The organism is Algoriphagus formosus (assembly GCF_002807035.1).
Taxonomy (GTDB): Bacteria; Bacteroidota; Bacteroidia; order Cytophagales; family Cyclobacteriaceae; genus Algoriphagus; species Algoriphagus formosus.
Map to the genome: position 1 here is coordinate 281,380 of NZ_NIUC01000003.1, position 17,893 is coordinate 299,272.

Annotated in this window: 15 protein-coding genes; 1 reads left to right on the forward strand and 14 read right to left on the reverse strand. The window is 40.3% G+C overall.

The window, feature by feature from the left end:
- Window positions 1-69: 69 nt before the first annotated feature.
- Window positions 70-918: an alpha/beta hydrolase gene (locus CDH51_RS16690; protein WP_100629681.1), complete on the reverse strand. Its 849-nt coding sequence runs from the start codon at window positions 916-918 to the stop codon at window positions 70-72.
- A gap of 31 nt (window positions 919-949) precedes the next feature.
- Window positions 950-1,303, reverse strand: coding sequence for a hypothetical protein (locus CDH51_RS16695; RefSeq protein ID WP_157807143.1), 354 nt, complete (start codon window positions 1,301-1,303; stop codon window positions 950-952).
- Window positions 1,304-1,458: 155 nt separating this feature from the next.
- Between CDH51_RS16695 and CDH51_RS20105 the strand changes: the two genes are divergently transcribed.
- Window positions 1,459-1,701: a hypothetical protein gene (locus tag CDH51_RS20105; protein ID WP_157807144.1), complete on the forward strand. Its 243-nt coding sequence runs from the start codon at window positions 1,459-1,461 to the stop codon at window positions 1,699-1,701.
- Between the two features lie 4 nt (window positions 1,702-1,705).
- Here CDH51_RS20105 and CDH51_RS16705 read toward each other — a convergent pair whose 3' ends face one another.
- The 12 genes from CDH51_RS16705 to CDH51_RS16760 form a co-directional block, all read right to left on the reverse strand.
- Window positions 1,706-1,906: a hypothetical protein gene (locus CDH51_RS16705; protein ID WP_100629684.1), complete on the reverse strand. Its 201-nt coding sequence runs from the start codon at window positions 1,904-1,906 to the stop codon at window positions 1,706-1,708.
- Window positions 1,907-2,171: 265 nt separating this feature from the next.
- Window positions 2,172-2,378 (reverse strand): helix-turn-helix domain-containing protein, encoded by a 207-nt coding sequence (locus CDH51_RS16710; RefSeq protein ID WP_024283048.1) that lies wholly within the window; start codon window positions 2,376-2,378, stop codon window positions 2,172-2,174.
- A gap of 3 nt (window positions 2,379-2,381) precedes the next feature.
- The gene (locus tag CDH51_RS16715; RefSeq protein WP_157807145.1) at window positions 2,382-3,047 is read right to left on the reverse strand and encodes a DUF2975 domain-containing protein; all 666 of its coding nucleotides are present in this window, start codon (window positions 3,045-3,047) and stop codon (window positions 2,382-2,384) included.
- 110 nt (window positions 3,048-3,157) lie between these two features.
- Window positions 3,158-3,721, reverse strand: coding sequence for a DUF2975 domain-containing protein (locus tag CDH51_RS16720; RefSeq protein WP_100629686.1), 564 nt, complete (start codon window positions 3,719-3,721; stop codon window positions 3,158-3,160).
- Between the two features lie 255 nt (window positions 3,722-3,976).
- Window positions 3,977-4,378 carry a type II toxin-antitoxin system VapC family toxin gene (locus CDH51_RS16725; RefSeq protein WP_100629687.1) on the reverse strand — a complete coding sequence of 134 codons (402 nt, stop codon included), beginning with the start codon at window positions 4,376-4,378 and terminating at the stop codon, window positions 3,977-3,979.
- Window positions 4,375-4,623: a hypothetical protein gene (locus tag CDH51_RS16730; protein ID WP_100629688.1), complete on the reverse strand. Its 249-nt coding sequence runs from the start codon at window positions 4,621-4,623 to the stop codon at window positions 4,375-4,377. Before CDH51_RS16730 ends, CDH51_RS16725 begins: the two co-directional genes overlap by 4 nt.
- Before the next feature lie 218 nt (window positions 4,624-4,841).
- Window positions 4,842-6,113 (reverse strand): NDP-hexose 2,3-dehydratase family protein, encoded by a 1,272-nt coding sequence (locus CDH51_RS16735; RefSeq protein ID WP_100629689.1) that lies wholly within the window; start codon window positions 6,111-6,113, stop codon window positions 4,842-4,844.
- A complete protein-coding gene (locus tag CDH51_RS16740) occupies window positions 6,076-7,047 on the reverse strand; it encodes a glycosyltransferase 61 family protein (protein ID WP_100629690.1) in 972 nt (323 codons plus the stop codon). The genes CDH51_RS16735 and CDH51_RS16740 overlap by 38 nt, the downstream gene beginning before the upstream one ends.
- Entirely contained in the window at window positions 7,044-10,184 is a 3,141-nt protein-coding gene (locus tag CDH51_RS16745; RefSeq protein ID WP_100629691.1) for a VPS10 domain-containing protein, read from the reverse strand. Before CDH51_RS16745 ends, CDH51_RS16740 begins: the two co-directional genes overlap by 4 nt.
- A gap of 127 nt (window positions 10,185-10,311) precedes the next feature.
- Entirely contained in the window at window positions 10,312-11,694 is a 1,383-nt protein-coding gene (locus CDH51_RS16750) for a DUF6600 domain-containing protein (protein ID WP_100629692.1), read from the reverse strand.
- A gap of 568 nt (window positions 11,695-12,262) precedes the next feature.
- Window positions 12,263-16,402, reverse strand: a complete 4,140-nt coding sequence (locus tag CDH51_RS16755) for a PAS domain S-box protein (RefSeq protein WP_100629693.1) — start codon at window positions 16,400-16,402, stop codon at window positions 12,263-12,265.
- Window positions 16,403-16,871: 469 nt separating this feature from the next.
- Entirely contained in the window at window positions 16,872-17,876 is a 1,005-nt protein-coding gene (locus tag CDH51_RS16760; RefSeq protein ID WP_100629694.1) for a Gfo/Idh/MocA family protein, read from the reverse strand.
- Between the last annotated feature and the right edge of the window lie 17 nt (window positions 17,877-17,893).

The window sequence follows — 17,893 nt, forward strand, 5'->3', positions numbered from 1 at the left end:
CAATTATAATACCTTGTTTTTTTAAAAAAGAAATGAAAATATCTACACTTGAAATTGAGGTTCGAATATTCATTTGATCAAAAGTGTTGAGCGCTTTTCCAAATAACCCAAAGACTGCAAAAACTCGTCTGATTTTCTTACAGTGGATTCATAAAACTCAAAATTCCGATAGTTGAAAAAACCATGAGGCTGCCCTTCATAGAGATGAAGTTCGCATTGGCTTCCCACTTTTTCCATGACGGTTTGATAGTACTTCATCGTCTCCACAGGAATCAAATTATCATTTGTCCCCAGAAAAATGATCGTAGGAGGAGCCCCTTCTTGGATATTGTGGAGGGGAGAAAAATCTTTGTAGGCATCTCCAATCCGTTCAAATCCATATCCCCCCGGACCATTGTCGATGACGGGGTTGAAGAGAACTAGGGCACTTGGTTTACTGCTGATGCTCAAATCGTCGCTTGGGTCGTTGTAGCCATCAATCAGGGCTGTGGCTGCTGCCAAATGTCCGCCTGCCGAACCTCCCGAAGCGATGATTTTGTCGGGATCGATCTGAAATTCATCCGCATACTTTCGAATAAATCGCATGGCTGATTTGGCATCCATGAGCGATTCAAATGGACTGCTTTGATTTCGGGATCTGACTCGATACTCTGCCAAAAAGCATACAATACCTCTTTCTGAAAAGTACCTAGCATGGGGTTCAAATTGGGAAGTTGATCCTCCTACCCATCCGCCTCCGAAGAAGAAAACCATGGCAGGAAAACCATTTTCCGCAGCTTCTCCCTGAGGTTGATAGACCTCTAGGTTTAGAGAAAGTGTATCGATTTTTTTATAGACTACTTTTTCCTGAGCGATAGAAAAATTAAAGGATAAAAGGAATAGTACTAAAGTCAGGTTTGATTTTAGGAAAGTCGGCATAGGTTAAATATGCAGAATTCTGTGGGAAATCTCATTCTGTTTTGAATTCTAGGACTCTTGCGGAGGCAGAGCTTGTCTCCTGAGGCATCGAATAGGTAATGGTAGTTTCCTCTCCAGCCTTGACAAAAGGAACAATATTTCCACTCACATCCGTGGTTTTCGAATAAGAGACCGTATCAATTTTCAGAAGGGATTTGTCAGAAGAATAGTAGGTGATTTCAAATTCGATGGAATAAATGTCCTGGTCCGTATGGTTTTCTACCGCAAAAAGCACCAAATTATTTTTAATCTCTGACAATTCAACTTGAATTCCTTTTTTGGAACAAGCGGACAAAGAGAAAAGGAGAAAGATCCCAATGATGGCCTTTTGGGGTGAGCTGATCATTTTCCCAATCATATGAGATTCAATTAGATGATTGGTATAAAAGTTAAACCCTAAATGAGAAAAATTCAATTTTGATATTTCTTCGCTTCTGTCCTAAATCCCTGATTTTAGGAAAAAATGCTTTTCAGTAATAACCTAAAAACAATGATCGGCTTGTGGATAGCAATACTACCATCACTAGAAGTAAGGACATGCGTATTGTTCAAATAAAAAAGTATGTCTTGATGCAGGCTTTTTGTTGTAGAGCGATTTTTATAAAGCTTTTTGAGGTAGGAAAATGGAAAAATAGGAAGGGAGGTAGAATTCACATTGCAGATCAAATTACTGTTTTGATCATTCTTAATGGACACCCTGTCTCCATTCCTATTTTCCATAGAAAAGTCAGCATGTATGATTAGCTGCTTATTTTCTTTCATAGGTAGTTACGCTTATTTTTCCGCTCATCGTCCATTCGGTCAGTTCTTCCGAACCTGCTTCTTTGGGAACTCCCAATTTGAATGAATCAAAGTTGTATTCGATGATTGCATTTCTACCCGTCAATTTATCATACAAACCGATGGCTAGTTCTTCCCAATTCTTTGAATTTTCTGATGCTTTACTCATGGTTTTTTGTGGTTTAGTTTATAAAATGTTTACTAATCTAACAGGTAGTATGGGATATTGTTCAGCTTGGTGATTTGTGGAACCAGCGACCTTTTTTGAAAAAGGATAGAGTGTTTTTCTTTTGAAAAAACAGGAAAACCATTGGATTAAAAAAAATACTTTGGAGCTGATTTCTGAATATGGAATTCGATCTCAACTGCGAAAGTCTTGCCTCTTGTGTCTCATTTCTTATATCTGATCTTAATACTAGATTTAGCTACTTCCATCACTCTTCCCGAAACTCCAAAATATCCCCTGGTTGGCAGTCTAAGGCCTGACAAATAGCTTCCAGTGTACTGAATCGAACGGCTTTGGCTTTCCCGGTTTTGAGGATGGAGAGATTGGAGAGGGTGATGTCCACTTTTTCAGAAAGTTCATTTAGGGACATTTTCCGCTTGGCCATCATGACATCCAGGTTGACGATTATTGGCATGGCTTAGATGGTTAAGGATTGTTCTTCTTTTAGCTTGGTGCCTTCTGTAAAAGCTTGAGCAATAATGACCAAAAAGATGGAAAATATGAGGTATTTCCAATTAAACTCTAAATCAGAATTTAAAGAGACGGAAAATAAATCTTCTATTTTAGAGCTCAGGTTTTGGAAGATTAGCCACTGTACTCCATAATCAATCAAGACGTATATGATTGCCAGATAAGAAATTGCCCTTAGGTAAGTTGCGTTTTGAGATATAAAGAAATCACCGCTATCACAGTTTCTAAGGAATAGGATGATGAAAGAGATTCCTCCAAGTAGCAATACAAATGACAGAATACCGTAAGATTTCAAAATATTGAGAGCAGTTTCGACCGTAGAAAAATCAGTTTTGACATACAGGTAACCATCCGATGAAGCCATGGAATAGATGTTTCCTTTTATGGGGGTGGGATAATCAGTTTCTGTAAGTTCTGCTTCAGATAGAAATTGTTTAGGGATTTGTTTCTTTTTAATTTTTAAAAAGTAGCTGTCTACTAAGACTTCGCTATCCTTTATTCTTTGATAATAGCTGACTTCCATATTCATGGGCAATTTAAAAGTCCCTGTTAAACTTTTTGATTTGACACCTTCCATATTTCCATGTTCAAATTTTGGATCTTTGAATCCCATTTTTACAAAGAAAATTCCAAAAAAAACAAAAGCTATAATACTGATAGCCAGACTAATGTAGGTTGTCCAAAGTAAAATCTTGGTTAATTTCATTTTATTGATTTTTGTGTTTAAACAGTCAATTCATTCTCAGCCTGTAACTCCACTCCCCGTTTAAATATCTGACTGACGGCAACTAGTATCGCTGCCATCAGGAGAAATTCATAAGCTCCACCCATTAAGGAATAGACTTGGTCAAGTTCGAAACCTTTTTTTGCAAGCCATTTGAAAGAGGCAGATGCAAAAATAATCCCGATTCCAATCTGGAATGCGGTATAACTGACCGAAGCAATCAGCTTGGATACTTCCTGACTAAATGGATGAACCAAGTCGATTTTGAGAAAAATCCGGATCATCAGGTAAAAGAGGTAGGCCTTTAGTCCAAGGACAAACAAGACAAAAGAAATTACTCCGGCATAGTACCAGGGATTGGCCTCTTTGAGGGAATACAAATTGAGCCCATCGAAAAGATTTTGGGCGACCATAGGATTGAACCAGCTGTAAATAAAGGTGAATAAAACGGCACCTGCCTGTATGCAAAGTCCGATAAAGATGGACCAAATGACCACGGTGATCAGCATCAACGAGGGCTGATTGACCCACTTTTCTTTCCATTGAGTTTTGAGAGAGTTCATAGATGTATGAATTTTACTTTTCAAAAGTCGGTAAAAATTTATTGAAAAACAATAAATAATAATTGAAAAAAAAATATTTCAAGAAGAAAAGGGATTCTAAGCTTGGACTTTAACTTTAAGTAGGTGGGACTGGAAAAATACGTAGTCGTGGAATTACAGATTTGTTTGGATAGGAAGGTTTAGTTGTTCTCGTACAGTTTTCGGGACTACGCTTAGTTAGAGCAGTGAAGAATTTTCGGCTAAAAAAGTGTTGAATCACCAAATCACTTTTAGTCCCAAGCTCTGATACCGCTTGATATTATCATCATCAGAAATTAAAGCCAAATTACGCCGGAGGGCTTGCCAGATAAGAATCCTATCAAATGGATCTTTGTGAATAGGAGAATTAAGCTTGAAAAACGAAACTGTATCCTCCATCTCTAAGGGCAGCTCTTTGAAATCATAAAATTGCTCAAATCCGGCTTTCAAAATTTCGGGATTATGCTCATTTAAATTCAGTTTTCCCGATTGATACTTGAGGCTGATTTCCCAAAAGCTGACAGCGCTGATATAAATTTCATTTTCCTGCCTCAGGAGGATCTCCCGAACGGATGAACTGAGTTTGTCATCTTCATAAGCAAGCCATAAAATCACATGGGTATCGAGTAAGTACTTCATAAGTCGAAGTCGCTTAATTCCTCATCGCTCCACTCTAGGTCTTCCTTGGAAATGCTAACCCCTTGGCTATTGAAAAATCCAAGTTTTCGATTGAGTGGTTTGGGCTCCTGAAGGTCCTTGCCGAAATATCCAACTAATTCTCCCGATTTTCCTTTAATAACTTTGATGGTTACGCCATTTTTGATCATTTCCACCACTTCTGAAAATCGCGATTTAAATTCCCCAATATGCATTGTTAGTGTCATGGCCTCTAGAATTTTAACTAAAATAGCTTAAACTTGACAAGTTGTCAAGAATAATTTGAATAAAGAGAGAATTACAAATTCGTTTGGATAGAAAGGTGTAGATGCTCTCGTGCAGCTGTAGGGATCAACCCAGTTCTAATTATGAATCTACCCCTAGATGGGGATAACTACCTGCTTTTCCTTTGATTTCTATCAGGAGGTCTAAATGATCAAATAAATTAATCCCCAAAAGCCTTAGGCTGTAAAATATCAAGGGCGATAGATGCAGCACATCGCAGTTGAAAAGTACAATAGTTTGATTGTTTTAAGTAGAATGTCAAAGTGTCACTATTGGCCCAAGTAAACCCAGGTGTTAAATCGAAATCATCGATTTCAATCAACTGGTACTCACTATCATTTTGAAAAAATCTCCCCCCTTCATCACATTGAATTATTCTTCTTTTCAACCTTCCATTCGTGATAGGTTTATCAGAATTTGGGTTTTCTGGGCTATACATATAGGATGGATATAAAGCAAATTCGGTTGAAATTCCCCATTCATGACCTCTTTTTATCAGAAACTCGATTTTCTCTTCGGTTTTTCTATAAGCTAATTGGACTAAGCCCTGATTCTGAATTTTATATAAAGGCTGGGACCATGCTTTCACTTCTCTATTTGTTGCAGAAAAATGAAAAAAGCCAATAGCGGGAAGCGATGGATTTTTTGGAGTTATGCCTGATTCAGACTTCCTCCAATTATTTAATTGATCCAGAGGAATCATTTTATAAGTCCCTAATGAGCTATTCTTTGGGGGATCTATTTTTATTTCATTGCTATTTACTTTACGCTCCATCAAAAAGCCATCCCAGTCAAAAACGGCTAAAAGTGATCTAAGGTCTGCATTTAAAAAATTATCTTCTTCCAAGACTCCTTTTATTGCTCGAAGGGAAGCCCATATCATATTCTCTTGGGTTTCAATAAAATCTTCGGTAATCAGGTAATGATGGGTTTTACTTTTTTGGAAATATTTTGAACCTAGGTCATGCTGCATAGAGTGGGTGATAAGATTGCACCCAGGTACAAAACTTGTAAAGTATTCTATGTATGCTGTCGCTTTTCCGCCGTGTAATCTTAAGTAGTTTGCTGGCGTACTTTGAATAGTGGGACCAAATTGAATCACTCCAGTATTTCCAGGTTCTACACGTGCCTGAAGTAAAACATAAAGTTCATTATGTTGTCGTGTAATGATCAAACCTGTCAATGCACTCTGAGGCTGGTACAGCATTAGTTTTTGATCGCTCCGGTCAGCTAAATTTTCCACACCGATTACTTGGAAGAATCCTTTAGAAGTGTGTGATAATGCACCGTCTGAAAAATCCCATTGATTTTGAGATTTAAATTCGATTTCTTTTAATACGAACTCAGATTTTTCTTTAGTTTCCTTTAAAAAATCCAGTAAAGTTTCTTTTGAATCAGCACAGGTTATGTGCTTTTGTTGAGGAGTTTTCATCTAAGATCTTTTCTATTTTATCAAAAGTTAAAATTGGGGATACTTGACCATTATGTGGGATTTCATAGAATTGATGACCACAGTATTTTGCTAAAATGGATTGGGCACCTTTGTTCATGAGTCCACTACTCAGTTGCATAATAACTGTTGAGTTTTTTGGCATCCAAAACATATTGAATAAGTCTGCTCCTCTGATAGCAATTAATGCTTTTGAGTGATTATGCACTCTTATTTGTTCTTTCAAATTATGCGCTCCTGGCTCAAAAATCAAGGGGTTATAGCCTCTTTTACCTAGGTCATTATTCAAGCTTTCAATACCTTTTAGTTGTCTTCGCTCAGATCCATAGCCCTTTAGCCATCTTTTTTCAACTGAGGCTATTCCAATAGCAGTAGAGGGCGGGGCTGATCTTTTCAATATCAAGGTATAGGCTTCATAGCTTGTTTCATTTGGTGAATTTGCCCAATCAATCAATTGTTTTCTTATCTCATTAATTTGGGGTTCATATATTTTCGGGAAACTATCAAAGAACTCTAAATATACGTCCCACCGGGGAATGGTGATAGAATCTTCTTTTTCGATAAATCTGTGGAATGTGAATACTGAAGCCTCGGCCCCTCTGAGCTTTACTTCAAGTTTCATAAGGCGTCTTTTTATTTTTTCCCGATAGGATTTCCAGTATTTTTTTGATAGAGCCAATTTCTTTATTGATAGTTGCCTCAATTCATAAGGGATCTGGCTTTCCTTCAGGTATTCTTCAAGGATACTATCAGTCATTGGGTTACAACTATCTATAATCAGTTTTTTCCCCTTTAATTGGTCTTTGTTTTTATCAAACCAAACCAAAAATGGTAGAAAAAATCCTAGCATATAATGCCAATAATTCCCCAAATCACCTCCCTTTTTGGAGTCGGCTATTATCTTGATGTCTTTCATTCCACAAACAAAACTCCAACACCCTTTTCCTTTGCCAGCTGATTAAAGGCTGGGATGGCAGTCTGAATCAGTCGTTCTCCTTCGGCTTTCAGTGGTTTCCAATCTTCCATCAGTCGGGCGTACTCGGCTTTGGTTCCTTCGTTGACTCTTGGAATGGAGCTTTCGCCATGATTCATCATAAAGAGGAAGTTGGCGGTAAACTTATTCGGGAAGTTCTCGACGTCATCGTAAGCCGTGGATCGACGCTGTACCATCTCCTCATCCCAAGCCTTGAGTTCTTTCAGTAGTTTTTCTCCTTCGGTTTTCAGTCCAGCATATGCTGCTTTTCCTTCCAGTCTTGTGAGGAGTTCTGCTAGTTGGTCTTGGTAATCTTTGGCGGTATTGATCATGTCATGCATGGTCTTGACTTCTGATTCCAGTTGGCTCATCCAGGCATGGTAGGCTTGATAGTCCGCTGTAGTCAGCTTGTATGCAGGAATATCTTTGATTTCAGCTTTTGCCTCAGCGCTTTTTCCATCAGCTGTTAAGCGTAGGGTGTAGGTGCCAGGAATGGCTTTGTGTCCTCGGTAATTCGATTCGATGTAGACATTCTCGATGCCCGGAAGGGTAGGGAAGCGGAGATCCCACACAAAACGATTTAATCCTTTTCGGGTGGAAATGGTCGGTTCCATCGGTGGACCACCTGCCCAAGTTTTGGCTTCAGGATCCCGTTTGGAGGAAATTTTCCGTACCATGTTCCCTTGCGCATCCATAATCTCCAAGGTCAATTCAGTAGAGTCTGCAAATGATTCAGGAAGCGAATAATGAATGACCATGCCATTGGCTGGATTCAAGCCCTGAAAAGGATGGGTTCCTGTAAAATCATCCAGGTTTCCTCCATTCATGCTGGAATACCAATTGCCCAAAAGGGCATCCTCAGGCGTATAAAGAGTGATTTGATTTACTTTTTCTTTCACTTCCCGCACTACATTCAGTTCGTCCAAAATCCAAAAAGAGCGCCCCGAAGTCGCTACAATCAGATCATTGTGTGCCACTTTCAGATCGGTGATGGGAGTGATGGGAAGGTTGAGTTGGAAGGAATTCCAATTCGCTCCTCCATCTCTTGAGATATACATGCCTTGTTCAGTTCCTGCGAAAAGCAATCCCTCTTGTTCGGTATCTTCCCGAACCACCCGTGTAAAGGCTCCGTAAGGAATTCCCATGGAGATATTGGTCCAGGTCTTTCCGTAGTCGGTGGTTTTGTAGATGGCTGGGGTATAATCGTTGAATTTGTAGCGGGTGGTGGCGATGTAGGCCGTAGCCGGATCGTGGGGAGAGACGTCGATGGCATTCACCAAGGTTTCCTGCAATCCTTTTGGAGTCACATTGGTCCAGGTTTTTCCATTGTCCCGAGTCAAGTGAACCAATCCGTCATCGCTTCCTGTCCAGATGACTCCGGCTTCATGTGGGCTTTCGATCACATAGGCTAAGGTTCCATAGTTTTCAGCGCCTACAGCTTCATTGGTAAAGGGTACACCGGGTGTCCCTTGCTTTTCCTTCTCGTTTCTGGTCAGATCAGGGGAGACTTCTGTCCAGGTTTTTCCCCAATCCTGAGTTTTCAACAGTACTTGAGCTCCATGATAAAAGGTATTTGGCTCGTGCTGAGACCAAATGATCGGGGCATTCCAGTTGAATCGGTATTTCATATCCTCAGCGCTCATTCCAAGGTATTGAATGGGTGCGGCCATGATATTGGTCGAGCCCTGAGTCTGCATATCCAAAACCTCGATCGTTCCCTGATAACTTCCTCCCAAGACATATCGCGGATCATCCGGATCGAAGGCCAAGAAGGCGCTTTCCCCGCCTGCGGAGTAGTTCCAATGCTCTTCACCGATTCCTCCACGACCCAAAGCCAGGCTGGAAATCACAACGGAAGTATTGTCCTGCTGTCCTCCATAGATTCGGTAGGGGAACTGATTATCGGTGTTGATCCGATAAAATTGAGCGGTCGGCATGTTGTTTTGCGTGGACCAGGTTTGGCCTCCGTTGAAGGTGATCGAACCTCCTCCATCATCTGCCAAAATCATGTTTTTGGAGTTCTTCGGGTTGATCCAGAGATCATGGTAATCTCCATGGGCTCCGTCAATTGCCTCAAAGCTTTTCCCTCCGTCGAAGGACTTCAGCATAGGGGCACTTTGCACCCAAACTGTGTTTTCATCATTGGGGTCTGCAAAAACTTCGATGTAATACCAAGCCCGTTGCGTAAGTCGATTGTCCTTGTTGATCAAAGACCAGCTTTCTCCGGCATCATTGGATACAAACAAACCACCCAAGTCTTTGTAGGTATCGCTCTCGATCAGAGCATAGACCTTATTGGAATTGGCTCGGGAAACGGAGACGGCCATTTTCCCTTTTTCCTCGGGTAGGCCCTTTTCTATTTTCTTCCAGGTTTTTCCAGAATCTGTGGATTTGTACATGCCCGAACCCGGACCGCCTGATTTCACTTGCCAAGGAAAACGCTGGTGTTCCCACATGGCGGCATAAAGGATTTCGGGGAAATTCATGTCCATGGAAAGCTCCACAGCTCCAGTCATATTGTCCACAAAAAGGACTTTCTCCCAAGTTTCGCCTCCATTAGTTGATTTGTACACGCCCCGATCTTCATTGGGAGCATACAAAGCTCCTTGTGCTGCTACATAAACAATGTCAGGATTGGTGGGGTGGATTTGGATTCGTGAGATATGCTGGGTTTTCTCCAATCCCAATTTTTTCCAGGTTTTGCCGGCATCGGTGGATTTGAAAACTCCGTCGCCGTAAGAGGTCATGACTCCTCGAGGTGCGTGTTCACCCATGCCTACATAGAGGATGTTGGGATTGCTTTCGGCTACGGCCACAGCACCTACCGAACCTGTGGTAAAAAATCCATCGGAGATATTCTCCCAATGCTGTCCGGCATCGCTGGTTTTCCAGAGTCCTCCGCCTGTGGTGCCAAAGTAGTAGGTCAAAGGATCATTGACAACACCGGTGGCAGTGACCGAGCGGCCTCCCCGATAAGGGCCGATATTTCGGTATTTGATAGGGAGATTTTGATCAAAATTGACTTGGCCTGCTACTTCAAAAACGAGAAGTGTCAGGACCAAAAAGATGCTTTTCTTCATGATTTGGTGGTTTTGGCTTTAAGTTAGGGAATTGACTCGAAATTCTGTTAAATCCGTTTTTTCTTTTAAGCCAATAAAAAAAGCCATCTCAAAAATTGAGATGGCTTCCTTTTGTTAAGGGATTCTATCAGTTATTTCTAGAGTTTCCTCTTGAACTACTTGATGATCTGGAGCTGCTTTTTTGACTAGAGCTGCTTCTACTCGGAGTAGCTACTCTAGAGTTGCTTTTGCTCGATGACTGTACTCGCGAACTGCTGCGAGAAGGAGCCTGAGTCCTGCTTTTGCTTGTGCTTGGAGCCTGAACTCGGGTATTTGACCGACTAGGTGAGGACTGCATTGATTTACCTCTGCTCGGAGTAGTAGCTTTTTTTACAGAAGAGCTTCGCGTAGATTCCTGCACTCTGCCCGAAGATGGCCGGCGATTTTGCGATGGTGCGCTCGATCTTACGCTTCCTTCTCGGTTCCTTGATCTCTGTCCCACCTGACCACTTCTATTACTTTGTCTTGGTGCTTCATAGGGCCTAGCTTCGAAGGTCTTGCTTTGACTCGATCTAGGAGACATTTGCCTTCCGCTAGTTCGTGAAGGAGCCTGGCTAGACCGGTCTACTCGAGAGTTATTTCTGACAGCAGGACTTGCAGATCTATTGCTAGGAGCGTTTTCCAAACTTCGGCTTCGGTTTGGACTAGTAGCATTCACAGATCTTCGGCTTCGCGCTTCATTGGACTCAAGGACTCTGGAAGGTCTTGCCTGCACTGTTCTACTACTTCGCTCGGATAGCTCAGGTCTATACATGCTTACCCGATTGTTGGATACTGCTACTCGGCCCGGTCTCGCGCTATTCTCTAGTCGATAGACGGGTACATTTCTTCCAGTTACCCGTCGGATTTCCCGACTGCTCGGACCTGCATTGTAGGTATTGTTGTTGTACACGACTGTATTATTGATGACAGTGGTACGATTGATGATTTTGATACGGGTACGATGTGGTGCATAGTATCTCCAAGCATATCGATCGTAGATTCTTCGCTGCGGGAGAAATACCCAATGAAAGCTAGGAATACCAATCTGTACACTCACAGAAAGTCTCGGTCCAAGAGGTGCCCATCCATAGTATCCACCGCCTGTTCTCCAACTCACCCAAGCAGGGCCCCATTCATAGCCTGGAATCCAAGCCCAGCTTCTGTAGAAGTCATCAAAATACCAGCGGCCGTAGTGAAATGGTGCCCATCCCCAGTCATAGTAGGATACCCAGGTATTGCCAAACTCAGTCATAGCCCAGTGTCCATTGGTGCCATAAGGATGAAAGTCCGGACCTACTGCCGGAAGCCAGATAAAGCCATGTCTTGCATCGCGTACCCAGTCTCCATAAGGCATCAGTTCATCATAAAATACCTGAAAGGAAATGCCGTGGTAGGCTTCAGCTTTGCTAGGGGTGGAGGCCAAAAGACTCAGGGAGAATACGCCCATCATCAGGCCAGTGATCCATCGGGTGAGAAGTGAGGTTTTCATGCTGTGTTGGTTTAGGTTGACAAATAATCGGGGCAGGTTTAGTGCTTGCTTCTATTTTCCAGATGCAATTATTTGGAAAAAGGATGCATGCCTACTAAAACTAAAATCAGGCCAGTTTTCAATTCTTTAAGAAAATCTGTTTGATTTTATTCTCTTATTCGTAAAAAAATTAATTAAGGTTCGATGCTAAAAAATATATAGATAAAAAATAATGGTTGAATTAATATACATTTATAAAAAAATTAATTAATTGGATTTTGTCAATTTGAAAAAATCCAGGAAGGCAATTCCTTTATTTAAAAATCTAAACGGAAAAAGGCCGTTTTCGGGTTTTTAGGCCTTTCTTAATTTTTGCTTAAAAAATTTTGATTTTTTTCAAATCAGGGTTTAAAAGTTCAAGGCTCGGTGTTCAAAGTTTGGTATACATCTATATCCCTTCTTTGAATCAAACTGTATTTAGCTCTTTATTATTAAACTACTGAATGAATTTTGATAGGAATAATCTAACAGGATTCACGAAAAATTAAGCTTCATAATGGGATCAAGTTGATTTACCCAAGAGTTACCTTTATTCGTTTGTTTTCGGGATTGTGAAATAAAAAGTTGATCCTTCACCCAAAACAGAATCAACCCAGATTTTTCCTCCCACCAAATCAACCTGCTTTTTCGCGATTGAAAGACCAATACCTGTGCCTCTTGGAAATTTAGGGTTATATAAGCGTTGAAATATGATAAATATTTTTTCATGGTCCTCAGAATCTATTCCGATGCCATTATCTTTTACTGAAAAGACCCATTCTTTTCCTTTGTCTTCTTCTTTTATTTCAATTAAAGGTGGTTTATCTACTCCTGAATACTTCATGGCATTATCCAATAAAGCATGGAAGATTTGTGTAAATACAACTTTGTGGCTAAATAAAACAGGTAATTTAGAGCAAGTGATTACAGCTGATTTTTCAGAAATTATTTTCCTTCTGAGTAATTTATATTCTGAAATAATTTCGTTCAGATCTACCTTTTCCTTTTCATCTGCATGTCTTCCAACTCTAGAATACTCCAGGAGTTCAAGGATAATTTGTTTCATTCGCTTAGCACCGTCACTGGCGAAGTAGATATATTGATTGGCTTTTTCATCCAAAAGATTTCCATATTTCCTTTGGAGTTGATCCATAAAGCTGGAAACCATTCTGAGAGGTTCTTGTAAGTCGTGAGATGCTACATAAGCAAACTGCTCTAGCTCTTTATTTGATCTCTCAAGATCTGCTGTGTATCGATTCAATAACTCTTGGTTCTCTTTTTCTTCCGATATATCAGAAGAAATACCGATCATTCCGACTCGTTGGTTTTTCTCATCATATACTGGGGCATTGGATACGCGAACAGGAAAGAAGGTTCCATTTTTTCTTCTAACTTGAAATTCTCCTAACCACGTTTTTCCACTTTCTATTAGGGTTAGTATTTCAGATGATTGTTGAGCACTGAGGTCGCTTGGAATGAGTGTGTCAATATTTTTTCCAATTGCCTCCTGTGCAGTCCATCCGTAGATTTCCTCAGCTGCCTTATTCCAGAAATTAATTGTTCCACTTAAATCAGTGGAAATAGCGGCCTGACCTATTCTTTTTAGTAGGTTGGCCTTGAAAATATTTTCGTTTTCGAATAACTTTTGCTCTGTAATATCAGCCATGGCACCTACTATCCGAATAGCTTTGCCGTTTTCATCCCTTACGATGACCCCTTGATCGATTACATACACAATATCCCAATTGGGTTTTAGTATTCGATAGTCTGATCTCCATTTGTTGATATATGGATTATTTATAGCTCCATCAAGACTTTTCTTGATTTCATCTATGTCTTCGGGGTGGAAGGGTGCATTCCAGATTTCCGAATAGCCCAAGGTCTTGGGGGTTCCCTCACCAAAAAATGAATCAATCGCATCCGAACGATAGATGATATCATTTACTATATCCCAATCCCAGATGGCATCATCGGTGGCTTCTGTTACCTTTTCGAATCGTTCATTTGCTCGTAAGATTTCCTCTTCGGATTTTTTTCGCTCGGTGATGTCTATATTTCCGCCAATCAGACGTATAGCCTTACCCGTTTCATCTCTAGAAACAATTGCATTTGCTTCGATATAATGAATGGAGCCGTCAGGCCAAACTACTCGAAATTCGGAGTGGAAATCACCTTTGTCAGAAACTGCATCGATTAAGGCTTTATTTGCCAGTTCATAATCATCTGGATGCAGACCGTTTTGCCAAGCACTTACTGCCCCGTCAAAATTTGACCTTTCAACTCCATAGAGTTCATACATTTTATCATCCCAGATTAGTTTGTCATTTGCAACATCCCAATCCCAGATTCCCATTTTTACAGATGTAGTGGCCAGTCTCAGTCTTTCTGATGCTGATAGCAAATCTTCCTCAGCTTTTTTGCGCTCAGTGATGTCTAGAATAATTGCTATGAAATTCTTGTAATTGATCTCTTCTACCAATTTCAAATGCACTTCTACGGGGTATAAACTGCCATCCTTCCGCCTGTGATTTGTAAAAAACACAAGCTTGTCCAATTCTTTGGTAATCAGAGGTTTTACAAATTCTCTGAAAGAAGCTTCCGAAAATTCAGGTTTGATGTCAACAGGTGTCAGGTTTACTACTTCTTTTTCAGTAAAACCAAGGTTTGATAAGGCTCCCTTATTTACGTAGCTAAAACGAAGCGTCTCTGAATCAAACATGTATATCTCATTGAGACTATTTTCGAGAGTCTCTTGAAACCTGTTCTTCTCTTCTTCTGCCTTTTTTCGTGCATTTATATCTTGAAACCCACCATATAATCGGATACATCTTCCATTTTCAAACTCAGCATGGCCTAAAGACCGAACCCATACCTCATTATTTTTAGCTGTTACAATTACTGCTTCAAAGTCCCATTCTTCCCCGGTTTTCATGGCATTCTCTACCACTTCTTGAACCATTTCCCTGAAGTCTGCTCTATAAAAGTTAATTCCTTCGTCAAGGGTAGGAATATAGCTTTTGGGGTCTGTTTCATGTAATTGGTGAATCTGTTCGGACCAAAAAACTTTTTGCTCGACCAAATCAACACTCCAACTACCGATTTTCACCATCCTGGCGACCTCACGATTTAGCTCCTGTAGGTGTTTACCCTCTGTGATGTTTTGGACAACTCCTCTTTCCCCAATTATCTCGTTCTTTTCATTGAAAATGGGTTGCATTACTTTACGTACAAATAATTCCTCATTCTTGGAATTAATCATCTTCAGCTCCAGGTCATAGGAGGTGCCAAATTGCTTGAGTTCTGAAGTAGCTTTAGCAATCTTTTCTTGAGAAACCTTGTCGAAATATCTATTGGCTTCTTCATATCCCAGAGGTTCATCACTGGGGATTAGCCCATATAGTTGAAAAACATAATCTGACCAAGACAGTGTGTTTTTTCCAAAATCATGTTCGCAATAGCCAATTTTAGCTAGGGTACTAGCTTGGGCCATTGCGTATTGGTTTTTTTCTGCTTTTTCTTTGGCAAGTTTTAATTCCTTTTCAATAAGAACCCGATCAGAAATATCTTGAGTGGTTCCCCGAAAGGCAATCAGCTTATTATTATCATCAAAAACCGGTGCACCAATAGTGTTGACTGTTTTATAAGTGCCATCTTCTCGGAGTAATTCCAACTCCATTTTATAAGGCACCGCATGTTGAATAGCGTGGTTAATTACTGAATTAAACCGCTCCCAATCCTTGGGATGAACCAAGTCTTTATGCTGTTCAAAACTTACATTTCCAATATTGGGGTTTAGCCCCCAGATTCTGTACGTTTCCTCTGACCATTCAGCAACTTGATTAATAATATCGTAATACCATGTTCCCAACTGAGCTAATCTTTGGGATGCTTTCATTCCCAGCTCAATCTCATTGGATTTTGTAAGCTTCTCTTCCAAGTCCTTAATTAAGGTGATGTCTTTTTGGACTGCCATCACTTGTATTGAGGTATTTGATTTATTTTCGACAGGCGATAGTACTATTTTCCACCATTTTTGATTTCCCTTTTGGGTTTTGGAAATCAGAGTCAAATTTGTCGTTTTTCCAGAAACTGCTTTTGAAATGGAGGATTGAAGGAGGTCTTGATATTCTTCTTCCCACAACTCAAGCCATGAAGTATTTTTATAATTTGAAAAGCCTTCAATCTCCATTTGGTCTAGGCTATTCGAATTCATAAATGAAATCAGCCCCTCACCATTCATGATTGTAACGCAGTCAAGACTATTTTCTAAGATTGACTGATTAAACAGTAATTCTTCTGAAAGATCCTGTGTTGAAGAATAAAGATGTGAATCATTGGAAACTATTTCCGAGCAGATCAAAAGAATGGAGGACTTTTCCAGATAAGAAATCTTTTGTCCATAAATATTTGCCTTTAAAACTAGGCCTGTTTTGGTCTGAACAGGGAAAATTCCCAAATGATGACCTAATTGACTGTTTTCTACTTTTGAACCCCTAGTCTTAAATTCTCCAAGGGTATGAAGTGGTATCAGGTTGCTTAGGATTTGCCCAGAAACCTCTTTTGTTGAATAGCCAAACAACTTTGCTGCTGCTGCATTCTGATAGATAATCTTCTCCTCTTCCAAGTCCACCAAAAGCGATGACAAAGGGATTAAGTCGAGAAAATCGACGTCTTTTATACTTTTTTCCATCTAGCTTATTCTAAGCAAAAGCACTTGCTTAATTAATGAGTTAAAATACTAAGTGTCTTAAACTTGTATTAAAACTTACCTTCACTCCGAAGTAGAGTATGAGAAATAACGAAGTAAATAAATATTAATTAGGGTGATAAAGACTAAGCAATTTGCCTTTAATTTTTTTAAGAATCTGAATTTTTGAATTTACGTAATTAGATTTAGATTCTATATATATGAATTTTTTAATATTTAATTAAAAATAAAGCAGATGTCTATAAAAGTGAAAGAGCTTTTATTTGAAGTCCAAAAAAAATAATTTACTTGGTTTGTAAAAACTCTTTTTAGAATGAAGGATAGAAATCCTCCCCACTTACTTCCCACTTCCTAATTCCTTCTCCCTAATCCCATCTCTTACTAGCCACTAACCACTTACTACTTACCATTTACTACTTACCACTTACTTCCAATTCCCTTTCCCATCTTCCTACTTCCCTCTTCCTCCTGTCAACCTCTCCAAAACCCAATTGGTCGATGAGGCGGTTTCACCCGTACTGGGACTCTGGTTTTTTCCTAGTAAATCATCCACAATCAATTGAATCAAAGGCTGCTGAATGTGTTTGGGTAAATCAAATTGAAAATGCTTTTCGCTGTCACCATCCTTTTTGAGGTAGAATTCTCCTTTTCCAAAGGTCTCAAATCGGATTTGGCCTAGACTGCCATCAATGATGATTTGATCGATCTGGTTTTCCTTAGCGCTGGCAAAACTCCAATTTCCGGTTCCCATTGTGCCATTTTCAAATGCAAAGCTGCCAACGACCGTGTCTTCTGCCTCGTAGAGACCAGCTTGATTACTTTGAAATCCGGAAGCCTGTATGATCTTCCCAAAAAAGAATTGAAGCAAATCCATTTGATGCGAGGCGAGATCATAAAAATATCCTCCTCCGGCAATCTCCGGATCTACCCGCCAATTATTCTCTAATTGCGCGATGATTTCCGGTTCGGGCTCCTGTCGCATCTGAATATGAACGGTGCGTACAGCCCCAATTTCTCCTTGCTCAAGAAGCTCCTTGATTTTGACAAAATGTGGTAATGCTCTTCGATAGTAGGCTACGTATATTGGAACCTGCGCTTTTTCACAAGCTTGGATCATGCTCAGACATTCAGCGTAGGTTCGAGCCATGGGTTTTTCTACATATACGGGTTTTCCAGCCTTGGCAGCCAGTTCGGTGTAGGGTAGGTGCATATTTGGAGGCGTGGCGATGTAAATGGCATTGACCTCGGGATCATTTATCAGTTCCTCGGCTTGGGTATACCATTTGGGAACTTGATGTCGGTTTGCGAAGTCTTTTACCTTCTCCTCATTCCTTCGCATGACAGCTACCAAGCGGCTGTTTTGGATCAAATTCATGGAAGGGGCCGATTTGACTTCGCATACATTCCCAACCCCGATGATTCCCCATCGAACTTCCTCTTCTTTAATTTTCTTCATAGGCTCAAAATAAAAAT

Coding starts and splice junctions, on each gene's coding strand:
- CDH51_RS16730 (WP_100629688.1), bottom strand. CDS start 4,623: ATGACACTAACAATGCATATTGGGGAATTTAAATCGCGATTTTCAGAA.
- CDH51_RS16715 (WP_157807145.1), bottom strand. CDS start 3,047: ATGGGATTCAAAGATCCAAAATTTGAACATGGAAATATGGAAGGTGTC.
- CDH51_RS16725 (WP_100629687.1), bottom strand. CDS start 4,378: ATGAAGTACTTACTCGATACCCATGTGATTTTATGGCTTGCTTATGAA.
- CDH51_RS16760 (WP_100629694.1), bottom strand. CDS start 17,876: ATGAAGAAAATTAAAGAAGAGGAAGTTCGATGGGGAATCATCGGGGTT.
- CDH51_RS16720 (WP_100629686.1), bottom strand. CDS start 3,721: ATGAACTCTCTCAAAACTCAATGGAAAGAAAAGTGGGTCAATCAGCCC.
- CDH51_RS16735 (WP_100629689.1), bottom strand. CDS start 6,113: ATGAAAACTCCTCAACAAAAGCACATAACCTGTGCTGATTCAAAAGAA.
- CDH51_RS16740 (WP_100629690.1), bottom strand. CDS start 7,047: ATGAAAGACATCAAGATAATAGCCGACTCCAAAAAGGGAGGTGATTTG.
- CDH51_RS16695 (WP_157807143.1), bottom strand. CDS start 1,303: ATGATCAGCTCACCCCAAAAGGCCATCATTGGGATCTTTCTCCTTTTC.
- CDH51_RS16750 (WP_100629692.1), bottom strand. CDS start 11,694: ATGAAAACCTCACTTCTCACCCGATGGATCACTGGCCTGATGATGGGC.
- CDH51_RS16710 (WP_024283048.1), bottom strand. CDS start 2,378: ATGCCAATAATCGTCAACCTGGATGTCATGATGGCCAAGCGGAAAATG.
- CDH51_RS16705 (WP_100629684.1), bottom strand. CDS start 1,906: ATGAGTAAAGCATCAGAAAATTCAAAGAATTGGGAAGAACTAGCCATC.
- CDH51_RS16745 (WP_100629691.1), bottom strand. CDS start 10,184: ATGAAGAAAAGCATCTTTTTGGTCCTGACACTTCTCGTTTTTGAAGTA.
- CDH51_RS16690 (WP_100629681.1), bottom strand. CDS start 918: ATGCCGACTTTCCTAAAATCAAACCTGACTTTAGTACTATTCCTTTTA.
- CDH51_RS16755 (WP_100629693.1), bottom strand. CDS start 16,402: ATGGAAAAAAGTATAAAAGACGTCGATTTTCTCGACTTAATCCCTTTG.